Source organism: Mesorhizobium sp. NFR06 (assembly GCF_900115245.1).
Lineage (GTDB): Bacteria > Pseudomonadota > Alphaproteobacteria > Rhizobiales > Rhizobiaceae > Mesorhizobium.
The window spans coordinates 808,320-824,063 of sequence record NZ_FOVT01000001.1; the positions used below are offsets into that span (position 1 = coordinate 808,320).

Genomic DNA, 15,744 nt, shown 5'->3' on the forward strand with positions numbered 1-15,744 from the left:
CTCACAGCGTCTCCTCCTTCGGGATCATGACGTCGACGCGCCTGTTCTTGGCGCGGCCGTCCGCCGTTCCATTGTCGGCGATCGGTTCGTCCTCGCCCTTGCCGTCGACATTGAGCCGCGACGGGTCCTTCAAATGCTTGGCCATCATGGCCTGGACGGCTTTCGCCCGGGCGACGGAAAGATCGAAATTGGATTTGAACGCGCTCGACTTCTTCGGTTTCACATTGTCGGTGTGGCCGACGATCTTGATCGGTCCGGGTTCGGCATCGAGCGCCGTAGCGATGTCGGCCGCGACCGGCTGGAACTGCGGCTTCAGTTCCGCCTGTCCGGATGCGAACAAAAGCTGGTTGTTGATCTCGACGACGATGAACTCGCCCTTCGTGCCGACGCTCAGTCCGCCGCCCGCGATCTCCTTGGCAAGTGCCGCGCGGATGCGGTCGATCTGGCTGGTGTCCGCGATCGCCGGCGGCGGCGGGCTGGCTTGCGCCGGTTCGGCGGGGGTCGCCACGCTGGCGCGCTCGATGGTGACGGGCGCCGACGGGTTGAGCGCCAGCAACTCGCCGGCTGTCGCGTCGCCTTCATCGGTGATCATGACCCGCAGTCCGAAGAAGGCCGCCGTCACCAACGTCGTTGCGGCGGCCGCGACCGCCCAGAGCGGCAGCCGCGCCCTTGGCTTTGACAACGCCGCGGCCATGCCTTGCCAGCGGGGCGAGATCTCGTCGCCGGCGCGTGGCTTGAAGTAACGCAGCGTGTCGTAGACGTCGCGCCGGACACGTTCGAGGGTGTTTCGTTCGGCCGGCAGCGCCCGATACTGCCCTTCGAAGCCCAGCGACAGGCAGGCATGCATCAGTTCGAGCAGATCGTAATGCGCCTGCGGCGTGGCCAGCATCTTGTTCAGCGCCTCGTAGAATCCGGCGCCCGTCGGTTGGCTATGAAAGAACTGCGCCACCAGGCTGTGCTGAAGCCAGATGTCGTTGCCCGGCCAAGGCAAATTGCCGACAAGGTCGTCGGCGGTTTCGCAAAGAGCGAATTTGGCGATCCGCGCGTCTTCTTCCCCAATGCCGGCCTTGGCGATTGTTTGGTCGAAGGCCTCAATCGCATCGGGCAGATGCTCCGCCAATGGTGCCGCCTGCCGCTCGACCGGCATCAGCCGCAATTGGCCCAGGAGCATCAGCAGCGGTGCCGCGGCGGCAAGGATCGGATTTGCCGTGACGTATTTTACGGCGCTGGCGGCGTTGAGCAGCGCATCCTGCTGCAGCCCCGGCGCCGCACCCGCGGCCGCGCCCGCGCTGGGACCTTGAAAGAGCACGGTTCCGGACGACCAGCCGGGCGGCATCTGCGGGCCGCCGCCGGGGTCGAACACGGTCGCTTCGCGGCTGGGCGATGGAGCAGGCCGAACGCCTTGCGGACCGGGGCTCTCGGGAGCCGCAAGCGGTCTTTGCTTTGGCCGCGGCGCGCGGATGACGGTTTTATCCGCCGGCCTGGAGGAATCGTCCTTCGAACTCATCGGCGGCGCCCGATCGTCCAGGCACAACGAGTATCGCTTCGCCCGGGCAAGCGCGTTTCAGGCTGAGCCTCGGCGGCGGGCCGCATGGAAAGGCTCATCTCGCCGAAACATGACATTGCTGCACACGCCCCAAGCCACGCCGCTTACCCGCCAGGCAAGCTTCCCTGCGCATCCTAATCGCCCAACCATCCAATTGAAACGGGCCTGCCGATTGAAATCGGATTGCAAGATGATCGAAGAGGCGGCTTCTTCTATGAGACCCGTCACATACAGCCGCCGCGGTCGGTGCGCGCCCCGGCTATTTCTGCTTGTCGGTCTTGGCGTAGGTGTCGGCGAAATAGGCGAGGAAGACATCCAGCATGCCGTTCTCGTGCTTGTCTTCCATCGTCCGCCAGGTCGCGACAAGCGCATCCCAGGCCTGGCTTTTCCTGGACGAGAAGGACGCGGGCGGAATTTTCTTGGCGATCGCCTCCGGCGACAGGTCGTCGAGCAACCGGGAGAGCGCGGCCTGCATGGCGGCGTAGGTTGCGATTTCGTGCGTCTTCAGATCGCGGAACGCATCCTCGATGCTATGCCTGGCATCGAGATAGCCGGCCCTGCGCTTGGCAAACATGATCTCCAATATGTCGTCGGTGCCCGGCACGAATTTCAACGGGTTGTTGTCCTCGGCGCCGATCATCGTGCGGTGCGCGCTCTTGGCGAGCACCTTTGCCGCCGCGCGCGCCTTGAGCAGCAGCGACAGTTGCTCGACCGTAATCCTCAGCACCGCGCCGATCTCGGCCGCGACGTCATGCGGGTCTCGCGACTGCAGCAATTCAGGCGCAATGCCGGCCGCCCTGGCGATCTCCCGCAATATCGCGTCCGCTTGCGCGGGCCGATTGGCTGGAACTGCGTGGCTGGGCTGCAGCGCCGAGGATGTCGACACGGGCGCCGCCCCGGTCGGGCGCTGCTCCGTCGGGTCGAAGGCCGGCTCGTGGCCACGATCCAGGGGGCGGCCTGTCGAGGGCGGCGGCTCGCGTTGCGTCGATCCGGTCGTGGCTTGCGGATGTCCGGTCGCGGCTCGTTCGTCTTCGATCGAAACGCCGACGACATAACGGCCGATCAACAGCCGGTCGCCCTCAGTCAGCCGATGCGGCCCGGTCATGCGCTGGCTTGAACCGTTGACGAAAGTGCCGTTGCGCGAAACGTCGTAGAGCCAGAATGAACCCGCCTGGTAGCGGACCTCGCAATGCCGGCCCGAGATGAACTTGTCCGGGTCGGACAGCGTCCAGTCGCAATTCTCGCGGCCGATTTCGAAGCTGCGATCGCGGGCGGCGTAGCTGGCGCTGGTGCCGGCCGGCAGCCTGTCGACATTGCTGATATGGAGCGAGATGAACATCCGGAAGCGTCGCCGAACTTGGTCAATAAATGCTTATTTTTCGCGCAATTCCGTATGGAACACCGCTACGCGCTTTCCTGGAATTGCTCCAGCATTCTAGCAGCTTGCAAGCGCAGCGGGAGAGGAGCGTTTCACACCGGCGCGTGGGCGCCATTTAGCCATCGCTGTTATTTGGCCTCCACCAAACATGTGCTAGGCTGACGGTGGTACGGTGCGGTGAATTCGAGCATTCCCGAACGTGATCTAGTTAATAGAGCGGGGGCTTCAATCCATCACACTGGCGGCCGCGTCGAGGAGGGGCACGACCCATGCCGAACGAACGTGCCACGGTTGTGCAGACGCCGGCCGGCGCCGACCTGACCTTCACCCATCTCATCGGCCGCGATGAGATCAGCCGTTGTTTCGCCTATACCGTCGGCTTCGTCTCGAAGAACCGCGACGTCGATCCGCTGAAGATGCTGGGCGGTATCGTTTCGGTCGAGGGCGAATCCGATCCGAAGCGCTGGTTCAGCGGCCTTGCGTCGGATTTCAAGCTTACCCGCATCGAGGACCGGCTGGCCTTTTACGAGGCCACCGTTAGGCCATGGCTCTGGTTTCTCGGCAACACCACCGATTGCCGTATCTTCCAGAACATGACGGCGGTGGAGATCGTCGAAAAGATATTTTCGAAATATGGCATCGCCAAATTCGAGAAGCGGCTGCAGGGGTCCTATCCCTCGCGCGAATATTGCGTTCAGTACGACGAGAGCGATCTCGATTTCGTGCAGCGGCTGCTCGAGCACGAAGGCATCTTCTATTTCTTCGAGCATGACGAGGGCAAGCACACGCTGGTGCTCTGCGATGCGATGAGCAAGCTGAAGCCGGCGCCCGGTTACGAGAAGGTGCTCTATAATTTCGAAGGCCAGGCTTCACGGCGCGATGTCGAATACATCACCGAATGGATACCTGGCAGCGCGGTGCGGCCGGCGGCCTACGCCCATACCGACTATGATTTCGAGAAGCCCGGCGCTGATCTGATGGCGAAGTCCGCCCAGCCGTTCAGCCACAAGGAGGCCTCGGGCGAGAACTATCGCCAGCCCGGCGCGCATCTCGATGTCGGGCGGGGCGACACGATTGCCGGAATCCGCCGCGAGGAACTTCAGGCCGTGCACCAGCACAGCACGGCGGTGGGTACGGTGCGCGGCCTTTTTTCCGGCTGCAAGTTCACGCTCGAAAGCTTTCCGCGCGATGACCAGAACCAGGACTATTTGGTGGTCAGCGCCGAGTACCGGCTGTTCGACCCGGGCTACCGGACCCAGAACGAGGCCCACAGCGAGAATTTCAAGGCGGTGCTTGGCGTGGCGCCCACCAAATTGCCCTACCGCCCGCCGCGCATCACGCCGCGACCGATCATGCGCGGACCGCAGACCGCGACCGTCGTCGGCCCTTCGGGCGAAGAAATCTTCACCGACAAATATGCGCGGGTGAAGGTGCAGTTCCATTGGGACCGCCTAGGCAAGAAGGACCAGAACTCCTCCTGCTTCGTGCGCGTGTCGCAGACCTGGGCCGGCAGCGGCTGGGGCTTCATTCAGATCCCGCGCATCGGCCAGGAGGTCATCGTCGACTTCATCGAGGGCGATCCGGACCTGCCGATCATCACCGGCCGTGTCTACAACGCGGCTGAGATGCCGCCCTATGGGCTGCCGGCCAACGCCACGCAATCAGGCTGGAAGTCGAATTCCTCGAAAGGCGGCGGCGGTTACAACGAGCTGATGTTCGAGGACAAGGCCGGCTCCGAGCTGGTCAACTTCCAGGCCCAGAAGGATCATCACCTTCTGATCAAGCATGACCGCAACAAGACGGTGCAGCACGACCAGTCCGACCGCATCGACCACGACGCCAAGCACTCCGTCGGCCACAAGCTCGACGAGGACGTCGGCAACAACAAGACGGTCAAGATCGGCGTCGACCAGACGACGAATATCGGGTCGAACGATACCGAAACGGTGGGCGCGAACCGCTCGCTGACGGTGATGGCAAATGAGACGATCCACGTCGTGGCGAATTCGACGGAGAATATCGATGCGAACCATTCGCAGACGGTGGGGCTCAACCAGACGGTCACCGTGGGTGTCGCGCGCGTTGATACGGTGGGGGCAGCGGAAGCGCGAACGGTTGGCGCCTCGCAGACGAACACGATTGGTGCGACACGGTCGGTGAGCGTAGGGATCAACCAAAGCCACAGCATTGGCGCCGCGGACAGCTGGGACATCGGTGCGGCGCAGACGGTCAACGTCGGCGCGGACCAAAGTGTCACCGTCGGAAGCGCTCAGACATTCAGTATCGGTGCGGCGCGCAGCGCCAGTATCGGAGCAGATGATTCGACGAATGTCGGCGGTGCTCATTCATTGGGCATCGCCAAAGGCAGCTCCATCAGCATCGGCGAGGACAGCACGATCAACGTCGGCAAGAAGCTGGTGATCAATGCCGGCGACGAGATACTGATCCAGACCGGATCCGCCAAGATCATGATGAAGAAGGACGGCTCGATCGCGATCGAGGGCAAGGATATCTCGGTCAAGGGATCGGGCAACATCGTTATCAAGGCATCGGGCGACATCACCATGAAGGGCTCGAAGATTGCGGAGAATTAGGAGGGCGCATGGCAAAGCTTCGTAATCGCATCGAAGGTGTCGTCATTGGTCAGTTTCTTGGCTTTGACGACGACAAGCCGCTGGTCGTTTTTCCCGGCAATCCCCGGGAAACCGCGTTGCCGGCACGCAGCTTGGCCGCATTGAGTTCCGACATGATCGGACAAGAAGTCGCGCTGCTGTTCGAAGACGGCAATCCGCAAAAGCCGCTGATCGTCGGCCGTATTGTGGAGCCTGCGAAAAAATCGACAGGAGCTCAGGTCTTTCGCGATGGCGAGCGCGTGAGGATACATGCCGAGGAGCGGCTTGAACTGCGCTGTGGCAAGGCCACGATCTTGATGGAGGCGGACGGCCGCATCATTATCCGCGGCACCTATGTAGCCAGCCATGCGAGCGCGACCAACCGCATGCGCGGCGGGTCGATCAGCCTGAATTGACGGTCAGATGGCGGACGCGGCGAAATTGAACCGGCCGCCGATCGCGGCGCAAGATCAGATTGTCCCCGATATTGTACGCCAGCACGTCGAGCAGGCCGCATTTCTCTGGGCGCAACGCGACGTGCTGGCGGCGCGGAACCCGCCGGACGAGAAGACCATTGTGGGGATCGACCGCCGACTGGAGGCCAATCTGGACGGTGTGCGCGTTGCCGGACCGGCCGCTTGGCCATTCATCATCGCCGCCTACGATGACTTTCCCGAGAGGGGCGAACTGTTCCTCTACGGCTGGACGGCAATAGAACAGACGGATGGGCGACGTATTCTCGAAGCCGTCGAGCTAGGGCGCACCCGGGAAGACGAAGTGCACGGGCTGGTCGGCGCGCTTGCATGGCATGACGCCAAGGCGATCGGACCGCTGGTGCGCAATTGGATCGCGTCCGAGGATGAGTTCAAGCGTTATCTCGCGGTTGCTGCGTGCCTGGAGCACGGCGTGGACCCCAAGGATCTACTGCTCCGCCTTGTCCACGATCCTGATATACGCGTGCGCGCAACAAGCCTGCGCCTTGCCGGCAAGGCGAGGCGCGTCGACCTAGTGCGCGAGATTGCTGCGGCCCTGGAATCGCAGCATGAGGCGGTGCGCCTTTCCAGCGCCCTGGCGCTGAGCGAACTCGGTCATGCCGCTCTGGCAAAGCCCGAACTGTACAAGCAGGTCCTGGCGAACAGACCCGACGCGCTGATTGCCTTGCGGACCATTGTGAAGATCGGGCCGGACAAGGATGTCCGCGCCTGGATGGGCAGGTTGCTGAAGTCGCCTGGCACAGCTTCGCTTGCCGTGCGCGGGGCCGGCATGCTGGGTGACCGCACGATCCTGAAATGGCTTATTCATCAGATGCGCGATCCGGCGCTCGCTGTCGCGGCGGGCGGCGCGTTGCTCGAACTTTTTCCGGAGGCGCGCAATGCGGATCTCTTCACGCTCGACCCCGCCGAGATCGGCCAGGCATTCGAGGATCATTTCGGAGATTTCGCTGCGAATTTGCCCGTGGCCGACAAGGTGGAGGCCTGGGGAAGGGCGGCTGCACTGCTTGGCTGACTGAACCGGGTCACCGTTACGAGGTTTATGCGGACATCCATGCGCCCGGCGCGGCAAATCGACGGATCCAGTCCACGGTGCAGGACCTCTCGGCGAACGGTCCTTCGAATTCGGTGACGTCCGACAGCAATACCGGATCGAGGAGAGACCCGGCCGCGAAATAGGAGGCCAGTTCGGGCTCCAGGCGGTGTCGGTCGCCGAGGATGGGTTTGTCCCCGAGTTGAAGCAATGCGCCGGACCCGCAGGGCTTGAGCACCGCGCCGGGTATCGTCTTCAACGACTGTCGCTGGGACGTGAGTTTCGGATCGGCCAGGAACTTGGCGCCGATGAATGTGAGCCAGGAAATTGCCTTCATGCCATTGTGCATGAACGGCAAGGCCGCGTTCAAATCCTCGACATCGACCGCCCAGTAGCGTTTTGCCCATGGGAAAATCTGGGCGAAAGCGGCCGTCTTGAAGTAGGGATCGTATAGGTGACAAAATCCGGCATGGCCGGACAGGTATTGGATTTGTTTTCCCAATTCGTTGGCCAAGCTCGCCACGAGAGCCGGTGCTGTGTCCCAGGGAAAGAGAAACCGGTAGAATGCGTGCTCCGGCTCGCCGGCCTGATGCGCGAGGCGGTATATGCAGGCGCTCCAGCTTTGTGAGAGCTTGCCGTCCCAGATGCGCAATTCCGTGCGCCATCCTCGGATGGTCCGATGACGGATACGGTGCAGGAATGGAAAGGTTGCAACATCCGAAAGCGGAGCGTTGATATAATTACCGGCCGGCAGCCTGTTGAAGCCGATATCGGGTGAAGCCTTAACCTTAGTCCAGACGTCTGCCGGCGCGTATTTTCGGTAGATGTCGAGAACCGCCTCCCATTCCGGCACCGATAGGCGTTCCGCATAGATAGTCAGGTCGAGCCCAATCTCCAGCAGGGGAGAGTCGAGATCTCCGGGGGAGGGCAGTGTCAGCAGCGCGGGAGACGTCATCTAGAATCCCTGGTTACTCTTCGGGGTCCGGACCAGCGTCCGCCCCCTTCTCGTCCTTGATCCACTGGCGCACCTCGTCGTAATTGCTCTTGAGATATGCAACGATGTCCTTATGTCGGGCCAATTCTCCCTCTTCGTAGGTGTATTCCACGACATCCATTTCGCCGTCGGCCCGGAGGGTGTCGATGTCAAGGTAAACGACAAAGGTGCTATCCGCTCCGCCGACGACCAGCAGATTATCCTGATTGTAAGGGTCTTCTCCCTCGCGCATCATTTTCTTGAAGCTTTTGACGCGGTCACGAATTTCCTCCTCGTGGCGCTGCGCGAGGGACAAGAGGTCGGCTTCGTCCTCCAGGGCTACCCAGCCATCGTGCAGCAGCAGCATCTCGCGATAGCTTGGAGGCAGAGCATAACCAAGGCTGCGTTCGAAGGCCTGTAGCTGCTGCTCAGAGGCAGGCGGCCCGAGGACCTGGTCGGCGGACTGACCAAACGCCACCTGATAGAACTCTTCCCGGACCTGATATAGTTTCGAGACCAGAGCCTGTAGCCGTGCGCGGATATCCTTGGCCATCGTTTTCCATCCATCTATTTGCAGCAATCGAGCGTGACGCCCGTGTGCGCCTTCACCTTTTTCCCGTTCGCGTAAGTAAAGTCCGTGGTCTTGAACCCCTTCATCTTCGAACCGATCCATTCGTTCGGTTTGGACGGCATCATCCTCAGGTTCGCGAAGTCCTTGGTCGCACCACCCACCTGGATTTCCTTCATGTGATCTGGGCTCATCCCCGGCAGGTTGGGCTTGGCTCCCTGATCCTTCCATCTGTCGTGCGCGCATTTGTGGACGAAGTTGTCTTTGATATCGTCCGGCTTAGCGGTGCCTTTGGGGGGAAGCTGGTCGGTCAGCGCCTTTCGATAGGCGTTTGCCCCCGCGTTGCCGAGCTTGCGCAAGCTCTTTCGCCCGCCCGAGCGCGGCGCGTGCGAGGCCTGACGCCGAAAATCGCCTTGTTTGTTCATCGCCAGGCATTTGGCGCACATGCACTTTATGTCGCATTCACGCTTCTCTTTGTTCCGTTCCTCTTTGTAGTCGGAGCATTTGATAATCAGTGGATTGCTGCCGGCCTTGCACACGTCGGGGATAATGCCCGCCATACAGATCGTGTTGCCATGGTTCATTTTCAGCTTGTCGCTGAATCGGCATACGTTCGCCCCGTCCATCTTCACATCGAAGGAATACGTGATCCATGTCGCCTCCTTCATAAAGGTGCTCGACACGACACCGCCCGCGGTTCCAGCCTCATCGCCGGAGCAGCGGCTGAGTTCAGAGCCCTTGATGGCGCAGGAGTTTCCGTCCGCCGTGACAGTCGTGGTGCCATTAGCCAAGTCGCTGGCGTTCGATATGATGATGGGATACGGGATAGGCACAGGTCCGCCAGGGCTGGGTGTCTTGCATACGTCGGGAGCCGTGCTCATCGCGAAGTCGGAGCTGCCCTTGTGAACGATTCCGTTCATCGTGCCGTTGACCTTGACGGTTACCGACATCAGCGCCTCTCCACCTCCATGCGGTCGTGGACGAGGAACCCACAGCGTTCGCCCGACTCCGAACTCGTGAATGCCGCCAGGACAGGTCCTTCGGCATAACGTTTCCTGGTAGCCGCCTCGGCCAGCATGAGCAGTAGCGGACCGGAAGCCGCGCCCACATCGCCCCAGCAATCTGCGGGTGCCGTGAAGGCGTCGGGTGCGCGGAACAGCTCGGCCGCGCGGATGCTCGCAAAGCCAAACTCGTCCGCACGGTAGGGCTCGCCGTTCATGTCGCAATACAGATGGTCTACCTTGATTGCGGGCGGGTCGCCGGCCAGGTTTCGAAACATCGCCAGCAGGCCTTCGCCGGTGCACACAGTATCGGTCTTAATCAGCTTGGTTTCGCGGGCGAGGGCGACCGACATGAGCTCTAGCGCTGCTGAGAGTTGATATCTTTGCGCCGCGGCTGTGGTCGTCAACAAAACAAATCCAGCGGCCTCACCGGGGACGAAACCATAGGCATTGTTCTCCGCCCCGGCCGAGTGAACCTGATCGTTTTCTTCCAGCCATTCCAACGTTTCCGGCTCCAGATAGGAATCGACGCCACCCGCCAGCGCGAACTCGCAGGCGCCCGACCGCACCGCCTGCCACGCCCTTTCGATCGCCATCGTTCCGGCGGCGTGCCCAGATTCGATGACGATGGTTTTCTCGATGTGGCACAGAGGGGCCAGCCCCTCGCGCAGCCGGTCGACGACGATCGTCGCCGCGCCGCGTTCGCGGCCCGGCCGCGGAGGCGGCAAGCCGACGAGCAGGGAAATCGGCAGTTCGCCAGCCCAAAGCGCTGATGAAGGTCCGACGGCTTCAACCGCGGCGGGCGCCGCCAGTTCCGCTAACCGGGCCGCTCCCCTCACACCTATGTCGACGTATGGCGCCAGGGCCACGATCATGCTCTTGCCGGTAGTGTCCACCACGAAAGGATGTTCGCCGAAACCGGCAATACCGGCACGCACGGCGGCAGCTGTCGCCGCGGCCGTCATGCCGACGGCCGTTCGGGCTCCTGATCCGATAAGCGCCACTCTCACCGTCTTAACCACCTTCTTCATCAGGATCGCGCCAACCCTCGTCGATCCCGGATGGGACCGAGCGGGGGTGTGCGTTCGTCACCGACAATAGGCTCACGCGCGTCCGGTCCAGCCGCTGCACATCGGCATGCGCCGGCAACGACGTTCGCCAGACCAGCACCACCCGCGGCACGTCCGGCTCGATGATGACGGTGTGCAGGGTCCCCCGGTGCATAATGCGTGGTTTTCCCTTAATGTCCGTTTCAAACCGGAAGGCGAGGCGAGGCAACAGAAACGCCATCCGCCCGGTCGGCGTCAGGTTCAGCAATTCCACAGGCTCTCCCCCGCGGAAGAAATGTTTTGGTCGCTGGTCCTCGGGAGAGCAAAGAAAGAAGCGATCATCCAGGTCGAGCGGATAGAGCGGGAAGCGATTTTTCTGCCAGGCTTCATCGTAGGTGCCGGCGTGTTGGGCACGCTGGCGCCAATGCGCGGGCACCGGTCCGAAACCGGTCGCCTTGCTGCCGCCGTTAGAGCCCATGGTTTCTATATTCGGAGCGATCTTGCCGGGCACGGGCACCAGCCCGGTCCCGACCGGATTGTATTGGTCGAAGTGGGGCCGCGCCGGATCCTTCACCGGATCGGGCTCGGACCCGCCATAGGCGCGCTCGTAGACCAGCGGCATGCGCATGAAGGGCTGCGGCGATCCGACACTGACACCGGACACCGAGTGCTGGTAAGCGCGATCCCCGGTGACTCGGAGAGATTTTTGCAGGTCACCTATTCTCAAACTCACGCCCACGGATGTCGCCGGTTTGCCCCCAGGGGCGTAGGCATGGCCACGCAGCAGCACGTCGGTCGTCGGTTTCGTCAGGTAGAAATCGGAATCGTACACCAGGCTGCCGGCGCCCGGCCCGGTGCCGAATTTGGGGGCCACGACCGGGGGCTCTTGTTCATCGGCGACAGCCGTCGTCCCATCCGGATTGACGCGAAGGCTGCATCGTACGGCGACCATCCAGACCTCGCCTCCGTCCCGGCCTCGGGTCCAGATGCCGCTTGCCATGAATGGTGTATCGTTCTCGACCTGCCACATCAGCTGGTCTCCCAACTCGCGGCGAAGATCTGCTCCAGCGTCGGTTGCGGCGCCTGCGGATCGACGTCGAAAATATCCGTATGCGCCGTCCACATGACGAGGTCGCTGATGACATCGCTTTCGCCATCGACCAACGGAGCCGGCAGGTTGACCAGCGCCGTGTCGAGCTCGTCGGGCGTCAACTCTCCGCGTTGCGCGGCGAAGGCTGCGCTCTCGATGCCATCGAACCACCCATCGCAATAGGCAAGCTTCAGCGGCGCCTCCGAAAGCCGGGCGACCACGCTCAACGGAAATCGCCGGCCGACCCGGTCGGCGCTTTGCAGCACGATGCCCGCCGAGGCGCCGAAGGAACCAGGACCGCTGAGGAAGCGCAGCGCCGTGTTCTGCGGCCAGGCTTCGACCCCGAACAGCGGCACGATGTGCTGCGCCAGCCAGCGGTCCCAGCCGCGCACGAAATCGCCCGGCAGCCGCCGCGTGACGAAGTCGCCGGCGGCGGGCATCTTGCCGTAGAAGCCGGGCAGGATCAGATCTGCGGCGGACATGTGAACTTCTTGAACATTTCGAGTGTGTAGGGGTTCTCGACGCTGGCCGCCTTGAGCTCGAAATCGGCCCACATCCCCTTGGTGCCGAGCCGCAGGCTGTAGACGTCGGTGAGCTTGGTCGCGGCGAAGCGGCCGCCGCGCAGCATTCTCAGCCACGCCCAGCTCCCGGTCTCGTTGAGCATCACTTCGGGCGAGCCGTCGACCGGCTGGAAGGCGAGCGAGATCACGCCGGTGCCGTCCTTGCCCGGCCATGTCATCGGCTGCGGCCTGGTCGCGTTGTTGTAGTAGACGAGGTTCTGGCCATCGAGGTTGAGCGTCACCCGCGCCACGTTGGGCGACAGGTCCTTGGGCTCCAGCGTGAAGTTCATCACCGGGCCGGTGCCGCCGGGAAACAGGTCGTCGCGGATATGCCTTGCCTGCTCGAACGCGGCGAGCGCCGCCGGGTCGAGGCCGAAATCGGCTCGCCATTTCCACGGCTCGCTGGCGGTGTCGACATAGTTGATCAGATGGTCGTTGGTGAAGGCGTCGATCAGCCCGGTCGGTCCGAATAGGCGCTGGAAGTCGCGCACGTTGACGTCGACCGCGCTTTCCGGGCTGAACGGATAGCGGTTGTTGAGCGCGGCCTGGCAGAACGGCAATATATCCGCCCGCCAGATGGCGTTCAGCTCGTTGGTGACCGCCTTCTGCGACAGGCCGCTGGTGTCGCCGGCAATGCCGCCCAGCCAGTCGTTGATCGGCGAAGGCAGGATCTGCGCCTGCCTGGCGACCGCCCCTGTCAGTTCGGCGAGGCCGCCCTGCTTCTTGATCGCGTCCTGCGGATCGGGGTTGGCGGTCACGGTCTGCAGCACGTTGGACAGCGCCGTCAGCGCCACGACCGCGGCGTCGAGCGCCGGCGGCTGGCCGTCGACCTGCGCGATCGTGCCCTTGAGCGGCTTGAAATGCTCGGCCACCAGGCTGCCAGTCATGTCGACCTGATCGGCCGAGCCAGCGCGGGGCAACAATTTCGCTCCCGTCTTCACCACCTTGCCCAATTTGCCGAGCTTGCTGAGCAGCTTCGAACCGGTCTTGGCGGCGCCGCTCTTGTCGTCGGCCGGCGCCTCGTCGGAGCGTGTCAGGTCGGTCTCCTGCACCACGGCTGTCAGCAATCGCTTCAGCGCGGAGTCGGCGCTGGACAGATCCTTGAGGTTCTCGCTGGCGACGTTGAGGTCCGTCAGTGGCGCGAGCCGCATGTCACGCAGGAAACTATCCCACTGCGCGATATAATCATCGTAATAGAGCTTCAGGATGTCCTCGGACAGCGCCGAGACCGACGTCTCGGAGTTCTCCGAGCAGCCGCCGGCAAACACCGCGCGATCTAGCGCCGCCTGGCCGGCGACATCCTCGACGCGGTCGAGGATCGCGTCGTGAAAGCCAGCATAGGTGTAGGGGCCGGGAACGCCGACGCGCAGCGTCTTGTCGGAGCGGCGTGCGAACACCTTGGCGCCGTTCGGTCCGGCGAAATTGGCCGGCACCCATTCCTTGACGGCCGTCACTTCGGGGTCGGCCAGAAGCTGCTTGTAGGCGCGCTCCGGCAGCGAGATCGTGCACACCGTCTTCAGCGCCTCCGCGACCAGCTCCTTGTCCGGGGCGATGTAGCTGTCGTCGACGGCCATGCGGCGGATCGCGGCCAGCTGGTGCCCTTCGGCATCCGCGGTCGGAAAGGGCGGAGCCGGCGCGAATTGCGGCAGGCTGTTCACCCACCAGTTCTGGACGAAATCGGTGTCCATCTGCGACAGGCCGGTCATCATCCGGTAGGTCTTCAGCGCGCCGAGCATGAAGTCCGGATCGCGGATCTGCCGCCACATCGTGGCCTCGAGCAGCGCGACCATATGTGGCTCGAGCACATTGCGCAGCGCATGATCATAAGTGTCGGCCTGCGCGCGCACCAACTCCGGCGAAGCGGTCGGGCCGAGCAGATTGTGGACGGCATCCGGCGGTGCGGTGCGCGCCGTCGCCACCGCGTCCATCGCCGCCAGCGCGCCGTCCATGGTCGGCTGCTCGACCGACGCCGGCATGGCGGCGACGTCGGTGAGTGGCGCCTGCAGCGCTTCGAACTGGCCGGCCTGTTCGGTGATCGCATTGCGGTTGTCGAGGTAGGACCAGGTGAACAGCCCGCTGGCGAGCAAGGCGGCGAGCGCGCAAGCGGCGGCGGCACCACGCCAGATCCAGGCGCGGCGGCGTTGCGCCAGCGGGTCGAATGTGCCGAGGCCGGCTTCCTTGAAGATCACTTCGGTCAGGAGGTTCCTGAGGAAGAAGCTGCGCTTTTCGACGCGTGATGCCGGCATGGCGCGGCGCGGCGGCAGCCCGAAGGAGGACGACAGCGCCGCCGTCAGCCGGTCGATCGGCGCGCCTTCCTGCGTCGCCGAGGTCAAATAGAGGCCGCGCAGCCAGGCGGCTTCCTCGTAGCGGCTCTCGCCGAACATCGCCTCGACCAGCACCTGGATCGGCTCGGACAGGCTGGCAAGCTGCGCCGGGAAACGGAAGATGTCGGCCCGCTGGCCGAGCTTGTCCTCGTCCTCGAGCCGCGGCACCAGCCGCCGCTCCAGTTCGGTGGCAAGCCTGGCGAGTTCCGCCTGGATGGTGGCGGCGTTGACACGGGCATCGAGCGCAAAAGTGGTTCCCCACACCTGCTCGCGCGCCGTCGTCGACAAGCCGCCGAAGAAGGCTTCGAACCCTTTGACCAGGTCGGCCTTGGTCAGCATCAGGTAGACTGGCAGGCGGATTTCGAGCCGATCGTTCAGCTCCGCCAGCCGGCGGCGAATCTTGCGCCCATGCGCCTTGATCGCTTCCTCACCCTCCGAGAGCGCGTCGATCGACAGCGCGACGATGACGCCGTTGAGCGCGCGCCGGCCCCGGTGCTTCTTCAACAGGTCGAGGAAACCCAGCCATTCCGCCGCGTCGACGTCCGGCTGGCTCTCCTGCTGGACGTAACGGCCCGCGGTATCGATCAGCACCGCGTTCTCGGAGAAGAACCAGTCGCAATTGCGCGTGCCGCCGACGCCCTGCAGATCATCGGTCAGGTCGATCGGAAAGTTGAGGCCCGACTGGCGCAGTGCCGTGGTCTTGCCTGTGGCCGGAGGACCGACGATCACGTACCACGGCATCTCGCGCAGGAATTTGCGGCCGCCGAGCTTGCGCCGCTTCAGCTCTGCCATTACCTCGCCGAACTTGGCGCCGACCGCGGCGACGCTCTCCTCGCCCGGCGTAAGCTGCTTTTCCTGAACCGGCGCCGCGATCTCGGCAACGAACATGCGGTTGGCGCGGATCGCGCGGCGTTGCGCGATGATGAGCCAGATCAGCCACAGGATGATCAGCCCCGCGATGATGGCGATGCGCACATTGTCGGATTCGAACGGCGCATAGGGGCCGACCTGCACGATCGGGCCGAATACCCAGATCAACAGCGAAAGCAGCGCAATGCCGATCAGCGTCCATAGGAATCGCGAGGTGATGACGGCCCAGAGGAAGCGCAGGATGAACAT

General features: G+C 63.3%; 12 protein-coding genes. 3 read left to right on the top strand and 9 right to left on the bottom strand.

Translation table 11 applies throughout. The features are described 5' to 3' along the window. Position 1: 1 nt before the first annotated feature. Together tssL and tagH are read right to left on the bottom strand one after the other, a co-directional pair. Positions 2-1,363, bottom strand: coding sequence for a type VI secretion system protein TssL, long form (tssL, locus tag F3H96_RS03780; RefSeq protein ID WP_348530046.1), 1,362 nt, complete (start codon positions 1,361-1,363; stop codon positions 2-4). Between the two features lie 442 nt (positions 1,364-1,805). Beyond that, positions 1,806-2,885 carry a type VI secretion system-associated FHA domain protein TagH gene (tagH, locus tag F3H96_RS03785; protein ID WP_149790571.1) on the bottom strand — a complete coding sequence of 360 codons (1,080 nt, stop codon included), beginning with the start codon at positions 2,883-2,885 and terminating at the stop codon, positions 1,806-1,808. Between the two features lie 308 nt (positions 2,886-3,193). On the opposite strand from tagH, the gene tssI reads away from it, so the two are divergent. The 3 genes from tssI to F3H96_RS03800 are packed head-to-tail and all read left to right on the top strand — an operon-like array spanning position 3,194 to position 7,042. Beyond that, positions 3,194-5,518 carry a type VI secretion system tip protein TssI/VgrG gene (tssI, locus tag F3H96_RS03790; RefSeq protein WP_149790572.1) on the top strand — a complete coding sequence of 775 codons (2,325 nt, stop codon included), beginning with the start codon at positions 3,194-3,196 and terminating at the stop codon, positions 5,516-5,518. Between the two features lie 8 nt (positions 5,519-5,526). Beyond that, on the top strand, positions 5,527-5,952 hold the full coding sequence (locus tag F3H96_RS03795; RefSeq protein ID WP_149790573.1) for a DUF6484 domain-containing protein: 426 nt from the start codon (positions 5,527-5,529) through the stop codon (positions 5,950-5,952). Between the two features lie 7 nt (positions 5,953-5,959). Next, a complete protein-coding gene (locus F3H96_RS03800) occupies positions 5,960-7,042 on the top strand; it encodes a HEAT repeat domain-containing protein (RefSeq protein ID WP_149790574.1) in 1,083 nt (360 codons plus the stop codon). A gap of 25 nt (positions 7,043-7,067) precedes the next feature. On the opposite strand, the gene F3H96_RS03805 is transcribed toward F3H96_RS03800, so the two are convergent. Genes F3H96_RS03805 through tssM form a run of 7 tightly spaced genes read right to left on the bottom strand, consistent with a single transcriptional unit; the run spans position 7,068 to position 15,744 of the window. After that, the gene (locus F3H96_RS03805; protein ID WP_149790575.1) at positions 7,068-8,015 is read right to left on the bottom strand and encodes a type VI immunity family protein; all 948 of its coding nucleotides are present in this window, start codon (positions 8,013-8,015) and stop codon (positions 7,068-7,070) included. Positions 8,016-8,028: 13 nt separating this feature from the next. Next, positions 8,029-8,586 carry an SMI1/KNR4 family protein gene (locus tag F3H96_RS03810; RefSeq protein WP_188131271.1) on the bottom strand — a complete coding sequence of 186 codons (558 nt, stop codon included), beginning with the start codon at positions 8,584-8,586 and terminating at the stop codon, positions 8,029-8,031. A gap of 14 nt (positions 8,587-8,600) precedes the next feature. Further along, entirely contained in the window at positions 8,601-9,551 is a 951-nt protein-coding gene (locus tag F3H96_RS03815) for a DUF4150 domain-containing protein (protein ID WP_149790577.1), read from the bottom strand. Next, positions 9,551-10,633, bottom strand: coding sequence for a beta-ketoacyl synthase N-terminal-like domain-containing protein (locus tag F3H96_RS03820; RefSeq protein ID WP_149790578.1), 1,083 nt, complete (start codon positions 10,631-10,633; stop codon positions 9,551-9,553). The genes F3H96_RS03815 and F3H96_RS03820 overlap by 1 nt, the downstream gene beginning before the upstream one ends. After that, complete coding sequence (locus F3H96_RS03825) at positions 10,617-11,681, bottom strand: DUF2169 domain-containing protein (protein ID WP_149790579.1); 1,065 nt, start codon at positions 11,679-11,681, stop codon at positions 10,617-10,619. Before F3H96_RS03825 ends, F3H96_RS03820 begins: the two co-directional genes overlap by 17 nt. After that, on the bottom strand, positions 11,681-12,223 hold the full coding sequence (tagF, locus tag F3H96_RS03830; protein WP_188131272.1) for a type VI secretion system-associated protein TagF: 543 nt from the start codon (positions 12,221-12,223) through the stop codon (positions 11,681-11,683). Before tagF ends, F3H96_RS03825 begins: the two co-directional genes overlap by 1 nt. Beyond that, positions 12,205-15,744: a type VI secretion system membrane subunit TssM gene (gene tssM / locus F3H96_RS03835; protein ID WP_149790580.1), complete on the bottom strand. Its 3,540-nt coding sequence runs from the start codon at positions 15,742-15,744 to the stop codon at positions 12,205-12,207. Before tssM ends, tagF begins: the two co-directional genes overlap by 19 nt.

Coding starts and splice junctions, on each gene's coding strand:
- tagH (WP_149790571.1), bottom strand. CDS start 2,885: ATGTTCATCTCGCTCCATATCAGCAATGTCGACAGGCTGCCGGCCGGC.
- tssI (WP_149790572.1), top strand. CDS start 3,194: ATGCCGAACGAACGTGCCACGGTTGTGCAGACGCCGGCCGGCGCCGAC.
- F3H96_RS03795 (WP_149790573.1), top strand. CDS start 5,527: ATGGCAAAGCTTCGTAATCGCATCGAAGGTGTCGTCATTGGTCAGTTT.
- F3H96_RS03800 (WP_149790574.1), top strand. CDS start 5,960: ATGGCGGACGCGGCGAAATTGAACCGGCCGCCGATCGCGGCGCAAGAT.
- F3H96_RS03805 (WP_149790575.1), bottom strand. CDS start 8,015: ATGACGTCTCCCGCGCTGCTGACACTGCCCTCCCCCGGAGATCTCGAC.
- F3H96_RS03810 (WP_188131271.1), bottom strand. CDS start 8,586: ATGGCCAAGGATATCCGCGCACGGCTACAGGCTCTGGTCTCGAAACTA.
- F3H96_RS03815 (WP_149790577.1), bottom strand. CDS start 9,551: ATGTCGGTAACCGTCAAGGTCAACGGCACGATGAACGGAATCGTTCAC.
- F3H96_RS03820 (WP_149790578.1), bottom strand. CDS start 10,633: ATGAAGAAGGTGGTTAAGACGGTGAGAGTGGCGCTTATCGGATCAGGA.
- F3H96_RS03825 (WP_149790579.1), bottom strand. CDS start 11,681: ATGTGGCAGGTCGAGAACGATACACCATTCATGGCAAGCGGCATCTGG.
- tagF (WP_188131272.1), bottom strand. CDS start 12,223: ATGTCCGCCGCAGATCTGATCCTGCCCGGCTTCTACGGCAAGATGCCC.
- tssM (WP_149790580.1), bottom strand. CDS start 15,744: ATGTTCATCCTGCGCTTCCTCTGGGCCGTCATCACCTCGCGATTCCTA.